The sequence below is a fragment of the Bombella favorum genome (assembly GCF_014048475.1).
GTDB lineage: Bacteria > Pseudomonadota > Alphaproteobacteria > Acetobacterales > Acetobacteraceae > Bombella > Bombella favorum.
The window spans coordinates 458,080-476,828 of record NZ_NWUS01000001.1; the positions used below are offsets into that span (position 1 = coordinate 458,080).

15 protein-coding genes and 2 tRNA genes are annotated in these 18,749 nt (G+C 56.9%); 8 read left to right on the top strand and 9 right to left on the bottom strand.

Annotated features, from left to right (window positions below):
• Positions 1–32: 32 nt before the first annotated feature.
• The 3 genes from CPA57_RS02170 to CPA57_RS02180 form a co-directional block, all read right to left on the bottom strand.
• A tRNA-Gln gene (locus CPA57_RS02170) sits at positions 33–106 on the bottom strand.
• A 40-nt stretch (positions 107–146) separates the two neighbouring features.
• Positions 147–220, bottom strand: a tRNA-Gln gene (locus CPA57_RS02175).
• 70 nt (positions 221–290) lie between these two features.
• Entirely contained in the window at positions 291–1,313 is a 1,023-nt protein-coding gene (locus CPA57_RS02180; protein ID WP_182081108.1) for a DUF475 domain-containing protein, read from the bottom strand.
• A 126-nt stretch (positions 1,314–1,439) separates the two neighbouring features.
• Between CPA57_RS02180 and CPA57_RS02185 the strand changes: the two genes are divergently transcribed.
• The gene (locus CPA57_RS02185; RefSeq protein ID WP_182081110.1) at positions 1,440–2,231 is read left to right on the top strand and encodes an RlmE family RNA methyltransferase; all 792 of its coding nucleotides are present in this window, start codon (positions 1,440–1,442) and stop codon (positions 2,229–2,231) included.
• Positions 2,197–3,084 carry a glycosyltransferase family 32 protein gene (locus tag CPA57_RS02190; protein ID WP_182081112.1) on the top strand — a complete coding sequence of 296 codons (888 nt, stop codon included), beginning with the start codon at positions 2,197–2,199 and terminating at the stop codon, positions 3,082–3,084. The genes CPA57_RS02185 and CPA57_RS02190 overlap by 35 nt, the downstream gene beginning before the upstream one ends.
• A gap of 14 nt (positions 3,085–3,098) precedes the next feature.
• On the opposite strand, the gene CPA57_RS02195 is transcribed toward CPA57_RS02190, so the two are convergent.
• Positions 3,099–3,557, bottom strand: coding sequence for an RrF2 family transcriptional regulator (locus tag CPA57_RS02195; RefSeq protein WP_182081770.1), 459 nt, complete (start codon positions 3,555–3,557; stop codon positions 3,099–3,101).
• Positions 3,558–3,777: 220 nt separating this feature from the next.
• Here CPA57_RS02195 and hmpA point away from each other — a divergent pair, with 220 nt between their 5' ends.
• A complete protein-coding gene (hmpA, locus tag CPA57_RS02200) occupies positions 3,778–4,992 on the top strand; it encodes an NO-inducible flavohemoprotein (protein WP_182081114.1) in 1,215 nt (404 codons plus the stop codon).
• A gap of 85 nt (positions 4,993–5,077) precedes the next feature.
• Here hmpA and mfd read toward each other — a convergent pair whose 3' ends face one another.
• Entirely contained in the window at positions 5,078–8,572 is a 3,495-nt protein-coding gene (mfd, locus tag CPA57_RS02205; RefSeq protein WP_182081116.1) for a transcription-repair coupling factor, read from the bottom strand.
• Between the two features lie 114 nt (positions 8,573–8,686).
• Between mfd and recG the strand changes: the two genes are divergently transcribed.
• Together recG and CPA57_RS09025 are read left to right on the top strand one after the other, a co-directional pair.
• On the top strand, positions 8,687–10,789 hold the full coding sequence (gene recG / locus CPA57_RS02210; protein WP_182081118.1) for an ATP-dependent DNA helicase RecG: 2,103 nt from the start codon (positions 8,687–8,689) through the stop codon (positions 10,787–10,789).
• Positions 10,790–11,069: 280 nt separating this feature from the next.
• Positions 11,070–11,765 (top strand): cold-shock protein, encoded by a 696-nt coding sequence (locus tag CPA57_RS09025; protein WP_326831333.1) that lies wholly within the window; start codon positions 11,070–11,072, stop codon positions 11,763–11,765.
• An 87-nt stretch (positions 11,766–11,852) separates the two neighbouring features.
• Here the strand turns inward: CPA57_RS09025 and smpB are convergent, their stop codons facing one another.
• From smpB to CPA57_RS02235, 4 genes are all read right to left on the bottom strand, one after another.
• Positions 11,853–12,356 carry an SsrA-binding protein SmpB gene (smpB, locus tag CPA57_RS02220; protein WP_182081122.1) on the bottom strand — a complete coding sequence of 168 codons (504 nt, stop codon included), beginning with the start codon at positions 12,354–12,356 and terminating at the stop codon, positions 11,853–11,855.
• 11 nt (positions 12,357–12,367) lie between these two features.
• Positions 12,368–13,267: a 4-hydroxy-tetrahydrodipicolinate synthase gene (gene dapA, locus CPA57_RS02225; RefSeq protein ID WP_182081124.1), complete on the bottom strand. Its 900-nt coding sequence runs from the start codon at positions 13,265–13,267 to the stop codon at positions 12,368–12,370.
• A gap of 100 nt (positions 13,268–13,367) precedes the next feature.
• Entirely contained in the window at positions 13,368–14,207 is an 840-nt protein-coding gene (locus CPA57_RS02230) for a prephenate dehydratase (RefSeq protein ID WP_182081126.1), read from the bottom strand.
• The gene (locus CPA57_RS02235; RefSeq protein ID WP_182081128.1) at positions 14,198–14,947 is read right to left on the bottom strand and encodes a 3-deoxy-manno-octulosonate cytidylyltransferase; all 750 of its coding nucleotides are present in this window, start codon (positions 14,945–14,947) and stop codon (positions 14,198–14,200) included. Before CPA57_RS02235 ends, CPA57_RS02230 begins: the two co-directional genes overlap by 10 nt.
• 66 nt (positions 14,948–15,013) lie before the next feature.
• Between CPA57_RS02235 and CPA57_RS02240 the strand changes: the two genes are divergently transcribed.
• The 3 genes from CPA57_RS02240 (at position 15,014) to CPA57_RS02250 (ending at position 18,747) form a co-directional block, all read left to right on the top strand.
• The gene (locus CPA57_RS02240) at positions 15,014–15,808 is read left to right on the top strand and encodes an inositol monophosphatase family protein (RefSeq protein WP_182081131.1); all 795 of its coding nucleotides are present in this window, start codon (positions 15,014–15,016) and stop codon (positions 15,806–15,808) included.
• Between the two features lie 82 nt (positions 15,809–15,890).
• Positions 15,891–17,156: a phosphoglycerate dehydrogenase gene (gene serA / locus CPA57_RS02245; protein ID WP_182081133.1), complete on the top strand. Its 1,266-nt coding sequence runs from the start codon at positions 15,891–15,893 to the stop codon at positions 17,154–17,156.
• 94 nt (positions 17,157–17,250) lie between these two features.
• Positions 17,251–18,747 (top strand): YifB family Mg chelatase-like AAA ATPase, encoded by a 1,497-nt coding sequence (locus CPA57_RS02250; protein WP_182081135.1) that lies wholly within the window; start codon positions 17,251–17,253, stop codon positions 18,745–18,747.
• Positions 18,748–18,749 lie beyond the last annotated feature (2 nt).

Below are 18,749 nucleotides of genomic sequence, written 5' to 3' on the forward strand. Positions count from 1 at the left end.
TAAGAAAGGATTTATCTTGCACGGAAAAGAAATGGCTGGGAGACCTGGATTCGAACCAGGGCTGACCGGGTCAGAGCCGGTAGTTCTACCGCTAAACTATCTCCCAAGCGGTGGGGCTGTCCCCTTCTGCAAACTCACCATAAAAATGGCTGGGAGACCTGGATTCGAACCAGGGCTGACCGGGTCAGAGCCGGTAGTTCTACCGCTAAACTATCTCCCAAGCGGCGTTTGCTGGAGGGGTTCTAGCCTTATTTTCCTTGCAGTGCAAGGGGTTAAGGAAAGTTTTTCCTTTATTTTACGGGGCGTCTCACCGCACTCGCCAGAAAAGCACCACCAATCAGCAGGATGCCCACAAGCCCTGTCACCCATTCCGGAACTTCCACCAGCACACTAACCAGCATCAACAAGGAAAGAATGAAAATGGTATAAAATGCCCCATGCTCCACATAAACATACTCAGCCAGAGCGTTGGTCTTCAGCATGGAGAGTGTCATGGAGCGGACGAACATCGCCCCCACCCCAAGCCCCAGTGCAATAACGACCGGGTCCGTCGTGATCGCAAAGGCTGAAATAACGCCATCAAATGAGAAGCTGGCATCAATAAATTCCAGATACAGGAATGTAAGCAGCCCGCCACCTGCCGCCATGCGAGAAGCCCCCGGCTCGCCGATCAACCAAACCAGCGTTTCTTTACCCAGAATATAAGCCGCCACACCGCCACAGCCCCAAAAGAGGAATGCCATCGGGTCATGCCCCGGGCCCATCAGGCGGCTCACAAGCATGAGAACAGCTAGCGTCAACCCAACTGGCAGGGCCGATACCCCACCCAGACGAGCCGCTGGACGCTCCAGCCATGAGAGCCAGTGGTGGGTTTTATCGTCATCCAGAAAGTAATTCAGCGCAATCAGAAGAAGGAAGGCCCCACCGAAGGCAGAGATCATATCCTTTGCACCAAGCATGATAGAGGCGTAACGCTGCGGCTCCATCACAGCCAAGCGAGCCGCCTGCCACGGTGACAAACCTGCCACCAGAGCCACCAGAAGAACGGGGAACAGAAAGCGCATCCCCAACACGGAAATTGGCATCCCCCAGCTGATGTAACGCTTCTGCCAACGGGGCGACATGGTCTTGAGGATGCCATAATCAACGATGGCATTATCCATCGATTCAGCCGTTTCCATTAAGGCAAGAATGGCCACACCCTCTACCCCCATAAGGGCCCCATACAGGCTGGGCGTATGTCCGTACCCTAGGACGGCACCAACACATAGGGCCAAGGCGGCCAGAACAAAAGCGGCGTAAAACTGTCTCACAAGCTGTCCTGTTCTTCTAAAGAGTGGCCTTCCGGCTCGTGCTTTCATCACCCCTTACAAGTAAAAAGGGGCGGACAGCAACGGACAGGCTTTGCAGGGAGCCGGTAAGAGCTTATCTTTCCCTTTATGAGCCCAAAACATACGCCCCCTTCCTCCCGCCGTTCCAAAAGCGGCACGACAGCCCCCCGTATTCCCGGCAAGCCCTTGCGTCACTCCCGCACACCCGGCACACGGGATACAGCAGATGACGCCGCTACGTCACAGACTTTACGGACACAGACCGTCAAACTCCGCAAAGCACGGGGACGTACACCCGCCCAACAACGCTGGCTGAATCGCCAGCTGAATGACCCCTATGTATCAGCAGCCCGGCAACAAGGCTGGCGGTCCCGGGCGGCCTTTAAACTGCTGGAAATGGATGACCGCTTTCACTTCATCAAGCCGGGCAGCCGGGTTGTGGACCTCGGCGCCGCACCGGGTGGCTGGGCACAGATTGCCGTCAAACGTGGAGCTGCCAAGGTAATTGGCGTGGACCTTCTACCCGTAGACCCCGTACCAGGTGCAGAGATTATCGAAGGCGACTTCATGGAGGCCGACATGCCGGAACGCCTCCAATCCATGCTCGGCGGGCGGGCTGATCTTGTCATGTCCGACATGGCCCCCAATACGACCGGCCATGCCGCAACGGACCATATCCGCATTATGGACCTTGCTGAAAATGCCCTTGATTTCGCTCTGAAAATCCTTGCCGAAGGTGGTGCCTTCATCGCCAAGGTCTTTCAGGGTGGTTCTGAAAAAAGCATGCTAGACCTGATGAAGCGTAACTTTGCGGTCGTCAAACACGTTAAGCCGCCCGCCTCCCGCAAGGAATCGAGTGAGCTGTATGTCATTGCCACAGGGTTCCGTGGTGAGTCGTAATTTTTCCGATTACCCGACTCTATATTCTGACCTATTTAATGGCGCCCTAAACGGTGATCAGGGCGCCTGCTTCAACCTGCTACCACTGGGTATAGAGGAACGTCTGTTCCCCAATATGCCCCGCTGTGTTCCGCAAGATTTCCCTCACACCATTCCCAAACATATCGTGCAGTTTTGGGACAAACCTGTCCCACCGGGGGATGTCCGCACAGCGATGGAGAGCATCCGGCGGGATCACCCGGACTTCACCTACTATCTGGAATGTGATGAAACAGCCCGTGCCTTCATTCAGGCCCATTATGGTGCGGAAATCACAACACTTTATGACGCCTGCCCTCATCCCGCCATGCGGTCGGACTTCTGGCGGCTTTGCTATCTGCACGTAAAAGGTGGGGTTTATATTGATGCTGACGTCATCAGCCGGGCCCCACTGACGGAGATCACCAAAGGGACATCCTTCAAGGCACTACTGTCCTATTCCATCGGGCAGCCATGGTGTCTTGATAATGATGTCCTCATCTGTGAGGCGGGCAACCCCCTGATGCAACACATCATGGAAACCATGTTCCAACGGGTCCAACACATTCTGGACACGGGATATTTTGAAAATATCTGGGTCTCGACCGGCCCGGGGGCCATGGTTGTTGGCACAATGCGTTGGATCGCTGGGATGCTAAAAGAACAAAACATCCCCTTCAATATGATCAACACCGCCCTATCCGATGCGGGACTCGCCTTCATACACCATCATCAGGTTGAGCAGGTGCTAGATACATGCTCACGGTTTGCCTATCAGGGCACATGGGCCAACTGGCGGTCCCTTTTACAATGGCCTAGCCGCCCGGCGGGCTAAAACCGCTCTTACCGCTACGGTTTGCTACTCAGCTCCTGCACCGCCTGCATCAGTACCTTACGCTCATGTGGGGCCGTGACATCAGCCAGCGTGACCTCATCCAGCACGTTCATAAAGGCAAAGCGAGCTTTCAGGAGGGTCTGTTTCAGGCGGCACCCTCCCACAAGAATACAGCCTGAAGCCTCCTCATCCTTCCGCATACAGCCGACAAGAGCGAGATCATCTTCTGTGCAGCGGACGATGTCGCCAAGATAAATATCTTCCGAATTTTTCCCCAAACGAAGCCCGCCATTGCGCCCACGCAGCGTCTTGATGAAACCATGACGCCCTAGCCGATGCACCACCTTGACCAGATGATTCTCCGAAATCCCATAAACACGGGCTATTTCCCCAATGGAAACAAGGCGGTCCTTCTGCGTTTCCAGATAGATCAGGGATCTAAAAGCATAATCGGTATAGAGGGTCAGACGCATTCCGGGAGCTTCCTTCCGGTCGTAACTCAAATGATCCGGCGTCACTCCGAACCAGCCTGCAAGACAGGCGGTATAACGGCAGCGGCTCCTCCTCCAAAACTAACAGAAAGATGACCATTGCCAACCAATTTCCTCACATCTTCTCCCCCGGCTTGACAGCATCGCCTACTGACCTATCATAAACATGTATTTTTTATACATGTTTTAGGAATATTACCCAATGCCTGCTTCCCTCTCCCCGCAAACGCGCTCCATCGTCAAAGCTTGCATCCCCGCACTGGAGGCCCACGGCCTCGCCATCACGCAGGAAATGTACCGGCGGCTTCTAAGTGACGAAGCCATTCGTGATCTCTTCAACATTTCTCACCAGAAAAGTGGCGACCAACCCAAGGCTCTGGCGTTTGCCGTCCTCGCCTATGCACGCCATATTGATGATCCCACGCCCCTGAAGGACATGATTGAACGCATTGCCGAGAAACATGTTGGGCTGAACATTCTGCCGGAACATTACCCCTTTGTCGGCACGGCTCTCTTGGGGGCTATTGCCCACGTTCTAGGGGATCAGGCCACACCCGACATCATGGAGGCCTGGAAAGAAGCCTACGGTTTTCTCGCTGATGTGCTGATCAACCGAGAGCAACAGATTTACCATGCCCATACCGCAGAAAAAGGCGGCTGGACGGGATGGCGTCCCTTCCGCATCGCTAGCCGGTCAATGGAGACGGCTGATACCGCCTCCTTCACCCTCACCCCTGTGGATGGCCAACCCGTCATGAAACATCGGCCGGGCCAATATCTCAGCTTCCGGCTAGACATACCCGATGTTGGGTCAGAGCGGCGCAATTACAGCATTTCCTCCGCCCCGGCTGATAATCATTACCGCATCACCATCAAAAAGCGTGAAGACGGTCTGGTCTCTCGCTGGTTCCATGATCATGCACAAGAGGGAGATATACTGGAAGTCTCTGCCCCGGCAGGTGATTTCTTCCTAAACCCTTCCTCCGAGAGGCCTCTGTGCTTCATCTCCGCCGGTGCAGGCATCACCCCCATCATGTCCATGATGGAGACACTGGCTGCACGCAATGATCGCCGTTCCATCCATTTCATTCACGGCACACAGTCCACACAGACAACAATCTTTGCCGATAAGATTTGCACTCTGGCGGCTAATGGCACCATCAAGGCAGACCTGTTCTATAGCCAGATGAACAGCCTCCCCCCGCAGATGAAAGGGGTGGACCTCCATACCGGACGTATCTCACCATCTTGGCTGAAAACTCATGAGGACAAACAAGCAGATTTCTACATCTGCGGTCCAACAGAATTCATGCTCAGCATGATCCACACACTGAAGGAACAGAATATTCCTATGGAGCGAATCCATTATGAAATGTTCGGGTCCGCTGCTGACCCCTCTCTTGTTACACAGGCCTGAAGAGGGCTCATCCAATAGCATCACGCACATGGGGCGGCTTCATTATTGCCGCCCCATGTCTACGTCAGGTTATAAACCGTGATCATCAACCTGCGTCTGCCGGGCGGACCTTATCCAACAGTTTGGTCAGGGAGGCCAGAATCTTCCGGGCCATGCTGATCCGCACAGCATTGGTCATTTCCCGCACCATAGCCAGCTTATGGTCAGGCCGTATCTTAACCCCGGCCTTCTCATTACGGGCAGCCCAGCGGATCAGACCATCCGGATTACCGAACTTATTCTTACGGAACTGGAGGACCATGCCTTTCGGCCCGGCCTCCAACCGTTCCACGCCCGTCTCACGGCAAAGCTTCTTGATCATCACAACATCCAGAAGATTCTCTACCTCCTGCGGCAGAGGGCCGAAACGGTCCACCAGCTCGACCCGCATGGCGTCCACATCCGCCTCATCCTTCAGAGCGGCTATGCGGCGGTACAGGCCGAGACGGACGGGTAGGTCCTTCACATACTCTTCCGGCAGTAGCACCGGCAGGCCGAGAATGATGTTCGGCGTCCAGCCCGTATCTTCCTCCTCACTCTCATTCCGCATCCGGCGCAGGTCCGTCACAGCGTCCTGAAGCATTTGCTGGTACAGCTCGATGCCGACTTCCTTGATATGGCCGGACTGCTCATCGCCCAGAAGATTCCCGGCCCCCCGCAGGTCAAGGTCATGGGATGCCAGCGTGAAGCCTGCCCCGAGAGAATCAAGCGTCTGCATGATCTCCAGCCGTTTAACGGATGAGGCGGACAAAACATGCGTTTGTGGCCATGTCAGATAGGCATAACCCCGCTGCTTGGCCCGCCCGACACGGCCCCGCAACTGGTAAAGCTGCCCCAGGCCGAACATATCAGCCCGGTGAATGATGATCGTATTGACCCGGGGCATGTCCAGCCCACTCTCCACAATGTTGGTGGAGAGCAGAATGTCGTATTTCCCTTCCGAGAACTCCGTCATCACCGTTTCCAGCTCGGTAGGGGTAAGGCGGCCATGAGCCTCCGTGATGCGGGCATCGGGTACGATCTCCCGCAGCCGGTCGGCCATGTGCCGCATGTCCGTCAGACGAGGTACCACGCAGAAGACCTGCCCACCCCGGAAGCGTTCCCGCTGGATGGCCTCATGAATCATCACCCGGTCAAAAGGCGTGATGAAGGTACGCACGGACAGGCGATCAGTCGGCGGGGTAGCGATCAGGCTCATTTCCCGCACGCCGGAAAGGGAAAGCTGAAGTGTCCGTGGTAGAGGCGTGGCAGACAGCGTCAGCACATGTACGTCTTCCCGCAGGGCCTTCAGCTTCTCCTTATGGGACACACCAAAATGCTGTTCCTCATCAATGATGAGCATTCCCAGCCGCTCGAAGGACACGGCTTTCGAGAGCAACGCATGGGTACCGATGACGATATCTACCGTCCCATCGGCCAGCCCTTCCCGCACTTTCGTGGCTTCCTTGGCCGTGACCATGCGAGAAAGCTGCTCCACCTTCACAGGCAGCCCCTCGAACCGCTTCTTAAAGCCGATATAATGCTGCCGGGCCAGAAGGGTCGTAGGCACGACAACCGCCACCTGCATCCCGGACATGGCCGCTACGAAAGCAGCCCGCAAGGCCACCTCCGTCTTGCCAAAGCCCACATCACCACAGACGAGCCGGTCCATCGGTTTGCCGCTGCTCAGGTCCTCCAGAACATCCGCAATGGCCCGTGACTGGTCTTCTGTCTCCATAAAGGGGAAACGAGCGCAGAATTCATCCCACATCCCTTCTGCCGGGGCCATGATGGGAGCTTCCTTCATGGCACGGGCCGCCGCTGTGCGGATCAGCTCTCCGGCCATTTCCCGCAGGCGCGTCTTCATCTTCGCCTTACGGGCCTGCCACGAGCTGCCACCCAGACGGTCTAGCTGCACGGTTCCCTGCTCGGAGCCAAAACGGCTCAGCAGGTCGATATTTTCCACGGGCAGAAGGAGACGCTGCTCACCATCATACAGGATGGAGAGATAATCATGGGCCACACGCCCTTCCCGCACCGTCTCCAACCCAACATAACGGCCAATACCATATTCCTCATGCACGACGAGATCGCTTTCTGAAATCTCGCCGATCTGCGTGATGAAGTCATTACCCTTGCGCCTGCGCCGGGGTGGACGGGCCAGACGTTCCCCTAGCAGGTCCTGCTCGGACACAAAGGCCAGACGCTCCCCGGTAAAGCCCCGCTCCATACCCAGCACGACAAGCCCGACAGCCCCACGGGCCATACCCGCCGCCTGTGCCCAATCATCGAAACTTTCGCAGGGAATGTCATGATCCCGCAGCAAAGTGCTGATGCGCTCCCTAGAACCATTGCTCCAGGCCGTCAGATAGGTGCGCCGCCCCTGCTTCGCCCAGTCCTGCACATGGAGAGAAAACTGCTGGAAAACCCCTTCCCGTCCAGCACCACCCATACTCGCAAAAACCGGCCCCGGCCTGTACCCGGCATCTACGCCCTCGGCACCATCAGGCTGAGCAAAAGGTGACAAAAGAACTGTAGGATGCCCCTGCAACATCCCATCCCAGCCATGACGGTTCAGATAAAGCCTGTGCGGTGGCAGAGGTCGATAGGGCAGCTCCCCCTCATGCCCCGCAGCACAACGGGCCTGATAATGATCGGCGATCATGTCCAGCCGTGCCGTCAGGATGTCCGGCGTATCCCGCTCGAAACTCAGGGCAGCATCCGGCAGATAATCCAGCAGGGTTTCCATATGCTGACCATCGCCATCATGGAACAGTGGCAGATAATGTTCCGCTCCGCTGGCCCTGCGTCCTTCCAAAAGCTGGCGGTAGAGAACATCCTCCATCGCCCCGACACCAAACACATCCCGCCAGCCTGTCTGAAACCGGCTCAAGCTGGATTGATCCAGCGCATATTCCGAAACAGGCGTCAGGCTGAAACCTGTCCGTTTATCCGTGGAACGCTGGGTAGCCGCATCAAAACTGCGGATATTGTCCACCTCATCACCGAACAGATCCAGCCGGACAGGCTCACCTGCATCCGCAGGATAAAGATCGAAGATGCTGCCCCGCATGGCGAATTCGCCACGCTCCATCACCGTATCTACACGGCTATAACCGCTGGCAACGAGCTGTTCTGCCAATTTCGCTACATCCAGCGTATCGCCAACCTTCACATGAATAGTCTGTCCCGCAAAAGCCGCACGAGGTGGCACACGCTGAAGCATGGCGTGTACGGTCGTCAGGACGATGCGCCCCGTTTCTGGTCGTGGTTCTAGCAGGTGGCTCAGCGTGGAGACACGTTCAGCCACGATGGAAGGGTTAGGCGAAATACGGTCATAAGGCAGACAGTCCCATGCCGGGAAACGTAGGACAGAAACCTCCGGCACCAGCCAGCCCAGCATGTCCGCCAGAGACGCAAGGGCGGCATCATCATGGGCCACATGCACCAGCGTCCCCTTATGTTCAGACAAACGCTGACGAAGCAGAAATGCCACCGCACCATCAGGCACCCCCCAGACTGTCGGACCAAAGGACGCAGTGACGGAACGATCGGCAGGCATCAGCGCAAGCTCTCCACTCGTGAAAAGGACATTTTTATTATTAGCCGGTTTTGCTACCCTATAGCCCTCCCTAAGCCCCCTGTCAGCCCAGAAGCCGCTACACCTCTCGATGCCATGCCCCTAGCTCCCCCTTCCGCACGGATCGCCCCCCTTCTGGCTCCCATAAGCAGTTTGCCAGGGATAGGGCCACGCCATGCCACAATGCTCAATAAAATCAGCGGCGGGAAACGAATTATCGACCTGCTCTTTACCCTACCGGAAAAGCTGATCGACCGGCGCAGGCTCATGACCCTTGCCGAGGGCAAAACATTACTGGCAGGCGATATCCTGACAAGCCATGTGCATGTCGTTGGCGTCCGCCGCCCTACCCGTGCCTCCCAGCCAACCATCCTAACCACCCGAGACAATACCGGCACACTGGAAATCACCTTCTTCCAAAAAGGACGTCTTTTCCTACCACCAGAGGGGACGGAAATCCTCGTCTCTGGCCGGGTAGGCCATTATCACGACCGGCTAACCCTTTCCCGCCCGGATCACATCATGGCTTGGGAGAAGAAAGACAACTTCCCATGGCTGGAACCGGTATGGCCCCTAACGGCAGGTCTGTTCCCTTCCACTGTACGACGGGCCATGCAGGCAGCTTTAGCCCTAGTCCCTACTGATCTACCAGAATGGCTGGACCCACCTCTTATAAAAAAGCGAGATTGGCCTGATTTCGTCACAGCACTAGGATTGATGCACTTTCCCGAAACTCTCCCTGCGGACCAAGACCCCACGCCCATTCTTGAGCGTGCCCGTGCTCGGCTGGCAGCTGATGAAGTTCTGGCAGACCAGCTCTGCTTGGGGCTGGCCCGTATGCAGGCTAAAACACGGGCAGGCCGCTCGCTGGGGGGCGATGGCTCCTTACGTCACGCTTTACTGGAGCATTTCGGCCATAAACCAACCCCGGCCCAACATCGTGTCATGGCCGAAATCGCAGCGGACATGGAACGTCCCGCCCCCATGATGCGCCTGCTACAGGGCGATGTCGGAGCTGGAAAAACCCTTGTTGCCATGATGGCCATGCTCCAAGCTGTCGAAGCCGGAACACAGGCCGCCTTCATGGCCCCAACGGAAATCCTGGCCCAGCAACATGCCAGTACGTTCGAGGCCCTATGCCCCGTACCGTTCGTGTTTCTCAGCGGGTCTGTCAAAGGGAAAGCACGGCGGGTTGCATTAGCAAAACTGGCCGATGGTCATGCAAAAATCGCTATCGGCACCCATGCGCTTTTTCAGGATGGCGTCACTTTTGCCGATCTTGGACTCGCTGTGATTGATGAGCAACACCGCTTCGGGGTGGAGCAGCGCATGAAACTAGCCAGTAAAGGCCCCGCTACGGACCTGCTTGTTATGACCGCCACTCCCATTCCCCGTACTCTCCAGCTTACAGAATGGGGAGAAATGGGGGTAAGCCGACTAGATAGCAAACCAGCCGGACGCCAGCCGATTCATACAACCGTGCATAATATGGGTAAGCTGGATGATATTTTTGCCGGGATAAAACGGGCATTGGATCAAGGAAAACAGATATTCTGGGTCTGCCCACTCATAGAAGAAAGTGAGACCCAGAGTGCCGCAGCAGCAGAAGAACGCTGGGCCGAGCTGACAAAACGTTTTGGCTCCATCATCGGGCTAGCGCATGGCAAACAGGACATCGACACACGGCAAAACGCCCTGACGGCCTTCCAGAAAGGACAGACCCGCCTGCTGGTCGCCACGACAGTCATCGAGGTCGGCGTGGATATTCCTAACGCCACCATCATGGTCATCGAGCAAGCTGAACGCTTCGGCCTTGCCCAGTTGCATCAGTTGCGTGGCCGTGTCGGCCGGGGGGCGCAGAAGTCCTTCTGCCTGCTACTGCACAGTGAGGGCACCAGCTTCACGGCTCAGCGGCGGCTCCACCTCCTGCGAGATACAGAAGATGGCTTCCTTATTGCCGATGAAGATTTCCGCATCCGTGGTGGGGGAGACCTGACGGGGAACCGTCAATCCGGCATGCCCGGGTTTCGTTTGACGGATCCAACCCGCCTCTCCCTGCTTCTAACAGCCATGCGGCAGGACAGTCAGCGTGAGCTAACCCGTGACCCTGAGCTAACCAGCCCCAGAGGGCTGGCCCTTCAGGACCTTCTACATATATTTGACCGGGCCATGCCCAGCAGGCTGCTTGTATCGGGCTAAACAACCCGAAAAATACATACAAATCGTTAATTACTATCAGTACAGCTACAAACTTACATTATCACTATCTGCAAAACCGACTTCCGGACAAATATTCCTTAGAATACAGCCCACAATAACGACGGAAAAAAATTATCATAATTTCATCTTTTTCCTTATGGCGTAATTAGAAAAACATGCTACCGTCAGCAATGGAACATGCAGGCATGTTTCAACATAAGACCCCGAGGGGGCAGACCAACTGCTCCCTCCCTGATGACCCCAGTACGGGACGAGACCCTTGAGAAATAATAGATCCGACCGCAGCTCCTTTTCCTCTCGCCGCGGCGGCTTTGACCGCGATTTCATGACCCAGCCTTCTTACTTTGACGATCGCGGCAGTTACGATGCACCGCGCGGTGGTGGTAATTTTGGCGGTGGTGCACCCCGCCGTGGTGGTGGCCGTGGTGGCCCGCAGATCACCCCGACAGGCCCGGAGATCACCGGCACTGTTAAATGGTTCAACACAGAGCGTGGCTTCGGCTTCGTAGGGTTGAGCGATGGCAGTGGTGATGTGTTCCTCCATGCCAACACTATCAGCGCCCTCGGCCATGCCGAGCCAGCACCGGGTACGACGGTCGTCGTCCGCGTTGGTCAGGGCCCCAAAGGCCGCCAGGTGGCCGAAGTGCTTTCTGTCGATGCCAGCACAGCTACAGCAGAAGCCCCCCGCCGCCAATCTGCTCCTATGCGCCAGGAGCGTTTTAGCCCCGCTCCCGACCTCTCCCAGGCTGAAGAGATGCGCGGGATCGTCAAGTGGTACAACACCACAAAGGGTTTCGGTTTCATCACGCCGGAAACTGGCGGCAAGGATGTGTTCGTTCACGCCTCCGCTCTGGAGCGTTCCGGCCTTCACGGCCTCTCTGACGGCCAGCCGGTCGGCATGAAGGTTGTTCAGGGACATAAAGGCCCTGAGGCTGTACAGATTACTGCCGAATAAAATAGCGGTATAAGCTGTTCAAAGAAAAACCCCACGTTCTTATTAGAGCGTGGGGTTTTTCATATTGGCTACTTTGCCAGCGGGGAATCAGTAATCCCCCCGCCCTTTATTTCTCAGAAGACGGGCCTTGTCCCGCTGCCAATCACGGTCGGCGATGGCGTGCCGCTTATCTTCTTTCTTACGCCCCTTACCAAGACCAAGCGTTACCTTGGCCATACCACGGGCATTGAAATGAATATCCAGCGGTACCAAAGACGCCCCCGCTTTGGTGATCTCCCCGATATATTTCGCCAGCTGCTTACGGTGCAGCAAGAGTTTGCGAGGGGCCCGTGTATCAAACCGGGACAAAACGCCCCCCTGATATTCAGGAATATACGAGTTGATGAGCCACAACTCACCATCCCGCTCGATAGCGTAAGCCTCACTCAAGGTCGCACGCCCCATGCGCAGACTCTTGACCTCTGGTCCTTTGAGGACGAGCCCCGCCTCCACAGTTTCCAAAATACTATAATTAAAACGGGCTTTACGATTCTGTGCGGCAATGCCGTGCGAAATCAGCCCGCCTTTTGTCTTTTTCTTGCTGGCTGCCATGACGTTACGTCTTAATCCAGAAGGCCAAGTGAATGCAGGGCAGCATCCACACGCTTCTTTGTGGCTTCGGTAGGCTCCACCATAGGCAGACGAAGCGTTGATTCGCACAACCCAAGACGGGACATCGCATATTTAGCCGGGGCCGGGCTGGTCTCGGCAAACAGGGCATCATGCAGTGGCATCAATCTGTCCTGAAGGGCGATAGCTTCCTGCACCTTCCCCTCCTGCCACAAACGATGCATCTGCGAGCAGAGGTCCGGCACCACATTAGACGTCACACTAATGCACCCATGCCCACCGGCGGCCAGGAAAGACAGAATCGTCCCATCTTCACCTGAAAGCTGATTAAACTCCGCACCAGCTTCACGCCGTACGGCGATCGGGCGTGTCAGGTTGGCCGTGGCATCCTTCGTCCCGACGATATTCGGGTGCTTAGCCAAACGGCCCAGCGTCTCCGGGGTTAGGTCCACAACGGAGCGACCTGGGATACAATACAGCCAAAGCGGCAGCGGTGTCGCATCAGCTACCGTCATGAAATGACGATACAGCCCTTCCTGTGTCGGCTTGTTATAATAAGGAACAACCACCAGCAGAGCATCCGCCCCCACCTTATGGGCGTGGCGAGCCATACCTACGGCCTCATGCGTGCTGTTGGAGCCTGCACCGGCCATCACCAGGGCACGGCCAGCGGCCACCTCCACACAATGTTCAATAACCCGGCCATGTTCTTCATGAGAAAGGGTCGGGCTTTCCCCTGTCGTGCCAGAAGGAATGAGACCTGTCGTGCCCCCCTGAATCTGACGTTCAATCAGCCGGGTGGCGGCCTGCTCATCGAGCGTGCCATCCTTCTTCATGGGAGTGATTAAGGCGGTCAGTGAACCGTGGTAACGCTCATTAATAGTCCGTGCCATTTCTTTACTCTCCGCCCTCATCCCTGCGCGTCAATCTCATAAGTTGGCCTAACCAACCAATATCTGACTATTATAGTGAGACCTCCTCTTTGGAGAAAGGTCACATATCATTCCGAAACGAGCTCCGGGGGTACGTCCCCAGAACGTGATACCCCTGACTGGCTTCAGCCAGTGCCAAAAGAGCATCCTGCACCCGCTGGTCATTCAACGCTCCTTCAATATCCATCAGGAAGCGAGATGCCTCGAAGGAGCCCCCCAGCATATAGCTCTCAATCCGTGTCATGTTGACCCCATAGCGGGCAAAACAGGTCAGCACATCACACAACGCCCCCGGAACATGACGGACATGGACGATCAAAGTCGTCATCATAAGGTGTCCTGTTTCAGGTTCCACGACAGCTTCAGGCGGTGCAACACGGTAAAAACGGGTCGTGTTATGGGCGGCATCCTCCACATTGCGGCGAAGAATCTCAAGCCCATTCAGCTCTCCAGCAAGAGAGGAAGCAACGGCGGCATCTTCCTTGCGCCCCCAGCTTGCTACCAGCTCAGCAGCCCCTGCCGTGTCGAACTCCGTCACCGGCTCCAGGTCATATGTTTCCAAAAGGCCCCGCACCTGTGCCATGGCAACAGGATGGGTATGGACACGCTTTACATCCTCAATCCGTGCCCCTTTTACTCCCAACAAACAATGTTCCACCCGCTGAAAATGCTCTCCCACAATTTTTAGCCCTGCCTCTGGCAAAAGAGCATGAATCTCCGCCACACGGCCGGCAAGTGAGTTCTCACAAGGCAGCAGAGCTTCATCTGCCAGCCCATCCCGCACGGCTTCAATCGTTTCGGCAAAACTGCGGCAGGGTAATGTCTCCCAGCCCGGACGTGTCGCCCGACAGGCAAGGTCAGAATAGGCCCCCGGCCGCCCTTGAAATGCAATTACTGGCATAATGCCTGCTCCCTGACACTCGCTCTGACCCGTGCAAGGTCCTCTGGCGTATCCACACCCAGCGGGGCGGTTTCAATCCGAGCACAACCGATCGTCATGCCAGCCTCCAGCGCACGAAGCTGCTCCAGCTTTTCCCGTACCTCCAACCCGGATGGCGGCAATGTGACAAACCGAGCCAGCGCCTCGCAACGCCACGCATAAACACCCACATGGTGCCAATATGCCCCCTCCCCCCACGGAATCACGGACCGGGAAAAATAGAGTGCCCTCGCCACATCCTCATCATTCCGAAAGGTGCACGCGACCTTCACGACCGAATCGGCATCTCGTTCTGCCGGGCTCTGCACTGGGGCTACTAATGTCCCAATATCAAACTGCCCTTCTTCCAGCGGGCGTAGGGCCTGCCGGAGAGTGGTCGGCTCCACAAGGGGAAGATCACCCTGCAGATTGATAACACAATCATAGTGCCCCTGTGGGTCATAGGCTTTCAAAGCCGCCTGCACCCTGTCCGACCCGCTAGGCAGAGCGGGGTCTGTCAGAAGGGCTTCCACACCCGCCATACCGGCTACGGCCTGCCGGATTTCCTCATCACCTGCGGCAACGAGAACAGGCCCCAAACCAGCCGCCACAGCCCGGCGGGCGACATGAACGACCATGGCTTCACCATCAATCTCGGCCAAAGCCTTGCGTGGAAGCCGTGTGGAGGCAATTCTGGAGGGAATGACAATAATCGGTCGCATAACTTCCTGATTGCCGTGTGGACTCGCCTGCGTCAATCAGCCCATCAGGAAAAAGGCGTAATCCTCATGAGTCGGTCTAATCTTTCCTCCTACCTGGCCCTTGCCCAACATTGCGCCGATGCGGCCCGGCACGTCATCCTGCCTTACTTCCGCCAGTCCCTGACCATCCTCTCCAAAGAAGATGACAGCCCCGTCACGCGGGCGGACCGAGAGGCCGAAGCAGCCATGCGGGCTATTCTGGAAGAGCATACCCCCCATCATGCCATTCTGGGTGAAGAGGCCGGCGCTTCTGGTGCGTTAGGGAAAGACTGGCTCTGGGTGCTGGACCCCATAGATGGCACACGCTCCTTCGTCACCGGGCGGCCGAGCTTTACAACGCTAGTATCCCTTTTCCATGAAGGCCGCCCTGTACTAGGGCTGATCGACCAGCCTGTTACCAACGAACGCTGGCTCGGGCTGGTAGGAGAGCCCAGCCGCTACATCGCCCCTCATCTACCCGGTACCATCGGCACCCGGCAGGATGTTCCTCTCAGGGAGGCAGAACTCTCCTGCACGGCACCAGAAATCTTTCGCCCTGTGCAATTCCAACAATTCCAGAGGCTTCAGAAAAAGGTCCGCCGGACATCATGGGGTGGTGATGCCTATGCTTATGGATTGCTGGCCCTTGGCCAGATCGACCTCATTGCTGAAGATACGCTCAAACCGTGGGACTGGGGGCCACTCTCACCCATCATCACTGGGGCCGGTGGTAGCCTGACAGACTGGTCCGGTACTCCCCTGACACTAGAAAGTGAAGGGGCCATTCTGGCCTGTGCCAATGCAACCCTGCGTGATGAGGCCATACAGGCCCTTTCCTCTTAACGATCTGTCCGTTACAGATAAATAACGATTCTTCATGCGGTCACATCTGCTGGCCCGGTTACCACGATGAGGTTACCTGAACATGCCCCTCTCCCTCGCCAAGAACAGAATCAAGATTCTTCTGCTGGAAGGCATTCATGACAGTGCTGTCAATTATCTGGAGCAGCAGGGCTATGCCTCTGTCACCCGTCTAAAAGGTGCACTGGAAGGTGATGCCCTTAAAGAGGCCCTTGATGGTGTCCACATAGTCGGCATCCGCAGCCGGACACAGCTTACAGCCGATGTCATCAACTCCGCCAACCGCCTCATGGCCATTGGCTGCTTCTGCATCGGCACTAACCAGGTGGACCTCAAGGCTGCCCGGATGGCTGGTATTCCTGTCTTTAATGCACCTTTCAGCAACACCCGTTCCGTAGCTGAACTGGTCATGGGCGAGATCGTGATGCTGCTACGCCGCATCCCGTCCCGCTCCGATGCCTGCCACAAAGGTGGTTGGGAAAAATCTGCCAATAATGCATGGGAAGTCCGTGGCAAGACGGTCGGTATTGTCGGCTATGGTTCCATCGGGTCGCAGCTTTCCGTTCTGGCCGAATCCTTTGGGCTGCGGGTTCTCTATTACGATATCGCCCCCCGCCTTCCGCATGGTAACGCCATTGCCGTCAACTCTCTGGAAGAGCTGCTAGGTCAGTCCGATATCGTGACGCTGCATGTTCCCGAAACCCCGGAAACACAGAACATGATCGGCGAAGCCGAAATCCGGGCCATGAAGCCGAACTCCATTCTGCTCAACAATGCCCGTGGCACCGTTGTGGACCTTGAGGCTTTGGCCCGTGCCCTGAAGGACGGCCACCTGATGGGTGCCGCTATTGATGTCTTCCCCGTGGAGCCAAAGAGCAGCCAGGAACGCTTCACCACCCCGCTTCAAGGGCTGGAGAACGTGCTGCTGACCCCGCATATCGGTGGGTCCACAATGGAGGCGCAGGAGCGCATCGGCGTGGAAGTCGCTCAGAAGCTGGTCGATTATTCTGATGTCGGTTCCACTGTTGGGGCGGTCAACTTCCCGCAGGTTCAGCTCGGTGAACGCCCCGGCGGGATGCGCTTCATGCATGTCCATTCCAACCAGCCGGGCATCCTTGGTCAGATCAACGACATTTTCGCTAAAGCTGCCTGCAACCTGACAGCCCAGTTCCTTCAGACAGATGGTGAACTTGGCTACGTTGTGACAGAAGCCGAAGCACAGGAAGGCCAGAACATCCCCGAGCTTGAAAAAAACCTGCTGGAGCAGCTGCGCAGCCTGAAGGGTACCCTGCGTGCCCGCTCCATCCGTCCCTTGCCGACCGAAGACTGAACCTCTACGGCTCTATTCGGTTCGCCTCTGACAACCGCCCGGCAGTTCCACTGTCGGGCGGTTTCGCATCCGGCCCATAAGGATTCCTGAAAGCATGGCCGCTCTCCCGCCCACTCTTGCCCGCATCCAAAGCTTCACCTTCTCCGGGATAGACGCCCTGCCTGTCATGGTAGAGGTTCAGATTTCCAGCGGCCTGCCCTCCTTTATCATTGTCGGTATGCCGGCCCGAGCCATTGCCGAATCACGCGAGCGCGTCAGAGCTGCCCTTTCTGCTATGGGGCTAGCCCTGCCGCCCAAACGGATTCTCGTTAACCTCACACCGGCTGACCTCCCTAAAGAAGGAGCACATTTCGATCTCCCCATCGCCCTTGGTGTGCTAATTGCCATGGGCGTCATCCCTGCCGAAGCCATAGCCAATCTGGCAGCTCTGGGTGAAATCGCTCTTGATGGGACGATCAACCCCATCAATGGTATTCTCTGCGCTGCCCTGACGGCTTCCACACAAGGACAGGGGCTGATATGCCCCGCTTCGCAGGGAGCAGAAGCACGCTGGGGCCATCCTGACCTAGAGATTGTTGCCACGCCGTCCCTCAAAGCCCTGATCGGCCACCTCCGCAAAGAGCAACCCCTGCCTGATGAGCCACCACCCGCTCCTCAGCCTCCCGATTACGGCCCGGACCTACGAGATGTAAAAGGCATGATGCAGGCCCGCCGTGTATTGGAGATCGCCGCTGCGGGGCGTCACTCTCTGCTCATGTCCGGTCCGCCGGGGTCTGGCAAGTCCATGCTCGCTAGCCGCCTACCCGGTATCCTGCCCGACCTCACCGCCGCAGAAATACTAGAAACCAGCCGCATCCACAGCATCGGCGGCCTGCTACCTGCTGGACAGCTCGTCAATCGGCCACCCTACCGTGCCCCACATCATAATACGACTCTTCCCGCCTTAGTCGGTGGTGGCCCCAAGGCCATGCCCGGCGAGGTTAGTCTTGCCCATAATGGCGTGCTGTTTCTGGATGAATTCCCCGAGTTCCCCCGCAATTGCCTCGAGGGGCTGCGCCAGCCTGTTGAATCAGGCGAAGTCACGATCTCCCGTGCGGCACGCCATACGCACTATCCGGCCCGCTTCCAGCTTGTAGCGGCCATGAACCCCTGTCGCTGCGGCTATGTTCACGACACCGAGCGAGCCTGCAACCGGGCACCCCGCTGTGCGCAGGACTACACGGCCCGCATCTCCGGCCCGATGTTAGATCGTATGGATTTATGCGTGCACATCCATTCTTTATCCCCGCTGGCTATCAGCCGTGCCCCTACGGGAGAAAGCAGTGCGGACGTCCGGGCCAGAGTGCAGAAAGCCTATGACCGGCAGATGGAACGGCAGGGAGCCTGCAATGCCGTAATGCCTCCCGAAGGTTTCCATTTCGAACCCGATGCTCTGACCCTTGCCGAACAGGCCGCCTTACGCATGAAGCTCTCTCATCGAGGCATCACACGCATGTTCCGTGTCGCCCGCACGATTGCCGATCTGGACGGCACGGAAACGGTAAAGAAACACCATGCGGCAGAAGCTCTCTCCTACCGCACACCTCTCTGATC

Excerpts from the sequence above, each read along its gene's own strand:
- CPA57_RS02185 (WP_182081110.1), top strand. The coding sequence starts at position 1,440 with ATGAGCCCAAAACATACGCCCCCTTCCTCCCGCCGTTCCAAAAGCGGC.
- CPA57_RS02190 (WP_182081112.1), top strand. The coding sequence starts at position 2,197 with ATGTCATTGCCACAGGGTTCCGTGGTGAGTCGTAATTTTTCCGATTAC.
- CPA57_RS02195 (WP_182081770.1), bottom strand. The coding sequence starts at position 3,557 with ATGCGTCTGACCCTCTATACCGATTATGCTTTTAGATCCCTGATCTAT.
- hmpA (WP_182081114.1), top strand. The coding sequence starts at position 3,778 with ATGCCTGCTTCCCTCTCCCCGCAAACGCGCTCCATCGTCAAAGCTTGC.
- mfd (WP_182081116.1), bottom strand. The coding sequence starts at position 8,572 with ATGCCTGCCGATCGTTCCGTCACTGCGTCCTTTGGTCCGACAGTCTGG.
- recG (WP_182081118.1), top strand. The coding sequence starts at position 8,687 with ATGCCCCTAGCTCCCCCTTCCGCACGGATCGCCCCCCTTCTGGCTCCC.
- smpB (WP_182081122.1), bottom strand. The coding sequence starts at position 12,356 with ATGGCAGCCAGCAAGAAAAAGACAAAAGGCGGGCTGATTTCGCACGGC.
- dapA (WP_182081124.1), bottom strand. The coding sequence starts at position 13,267 with ATGGCACGGACTATTAATGAGCGTTACCACGGTTCACTGACCGCCTTA.
- CPA57_RS02230 (WP_182081126.1), bottom strand. The coding sequence starts at position 14,207 with ATGCCAGTAATTGCATTTCAAGGGCGGCCGGGGGCCTATTCTGACCTT.
- CPA57_RS02235 (WP_182081128.1), bottom strand. The coding sequence starts at position 14,947 with ATGCGACCGATTATTGTCATTCCCTCCAGAATTGCCTCCACACGGCTT.
- CPA57_RS02240 (WP_182081131.1), top strand. The coding sequence starts at position 15,014 with ATGAGTCGGTCTAATCTTTCCTCCTACCTGGCCCTTGCCCAACATTGC.
- serA (WP_182081133.1), top strand. The coding sequence starts at position 15,891 with ATGCCCCTCTCCCTCGCCAAGAACAGAATCAAGATTCTTCTGCTGGAA.
- CPA57_RS02250 (WP_182081135.1), top strand. The coding sequence starts at position 17,251 with ATGGCCGCTCTCCCGCCCACTCTTGCCCGCATCCAAAGCTTCACCTTC.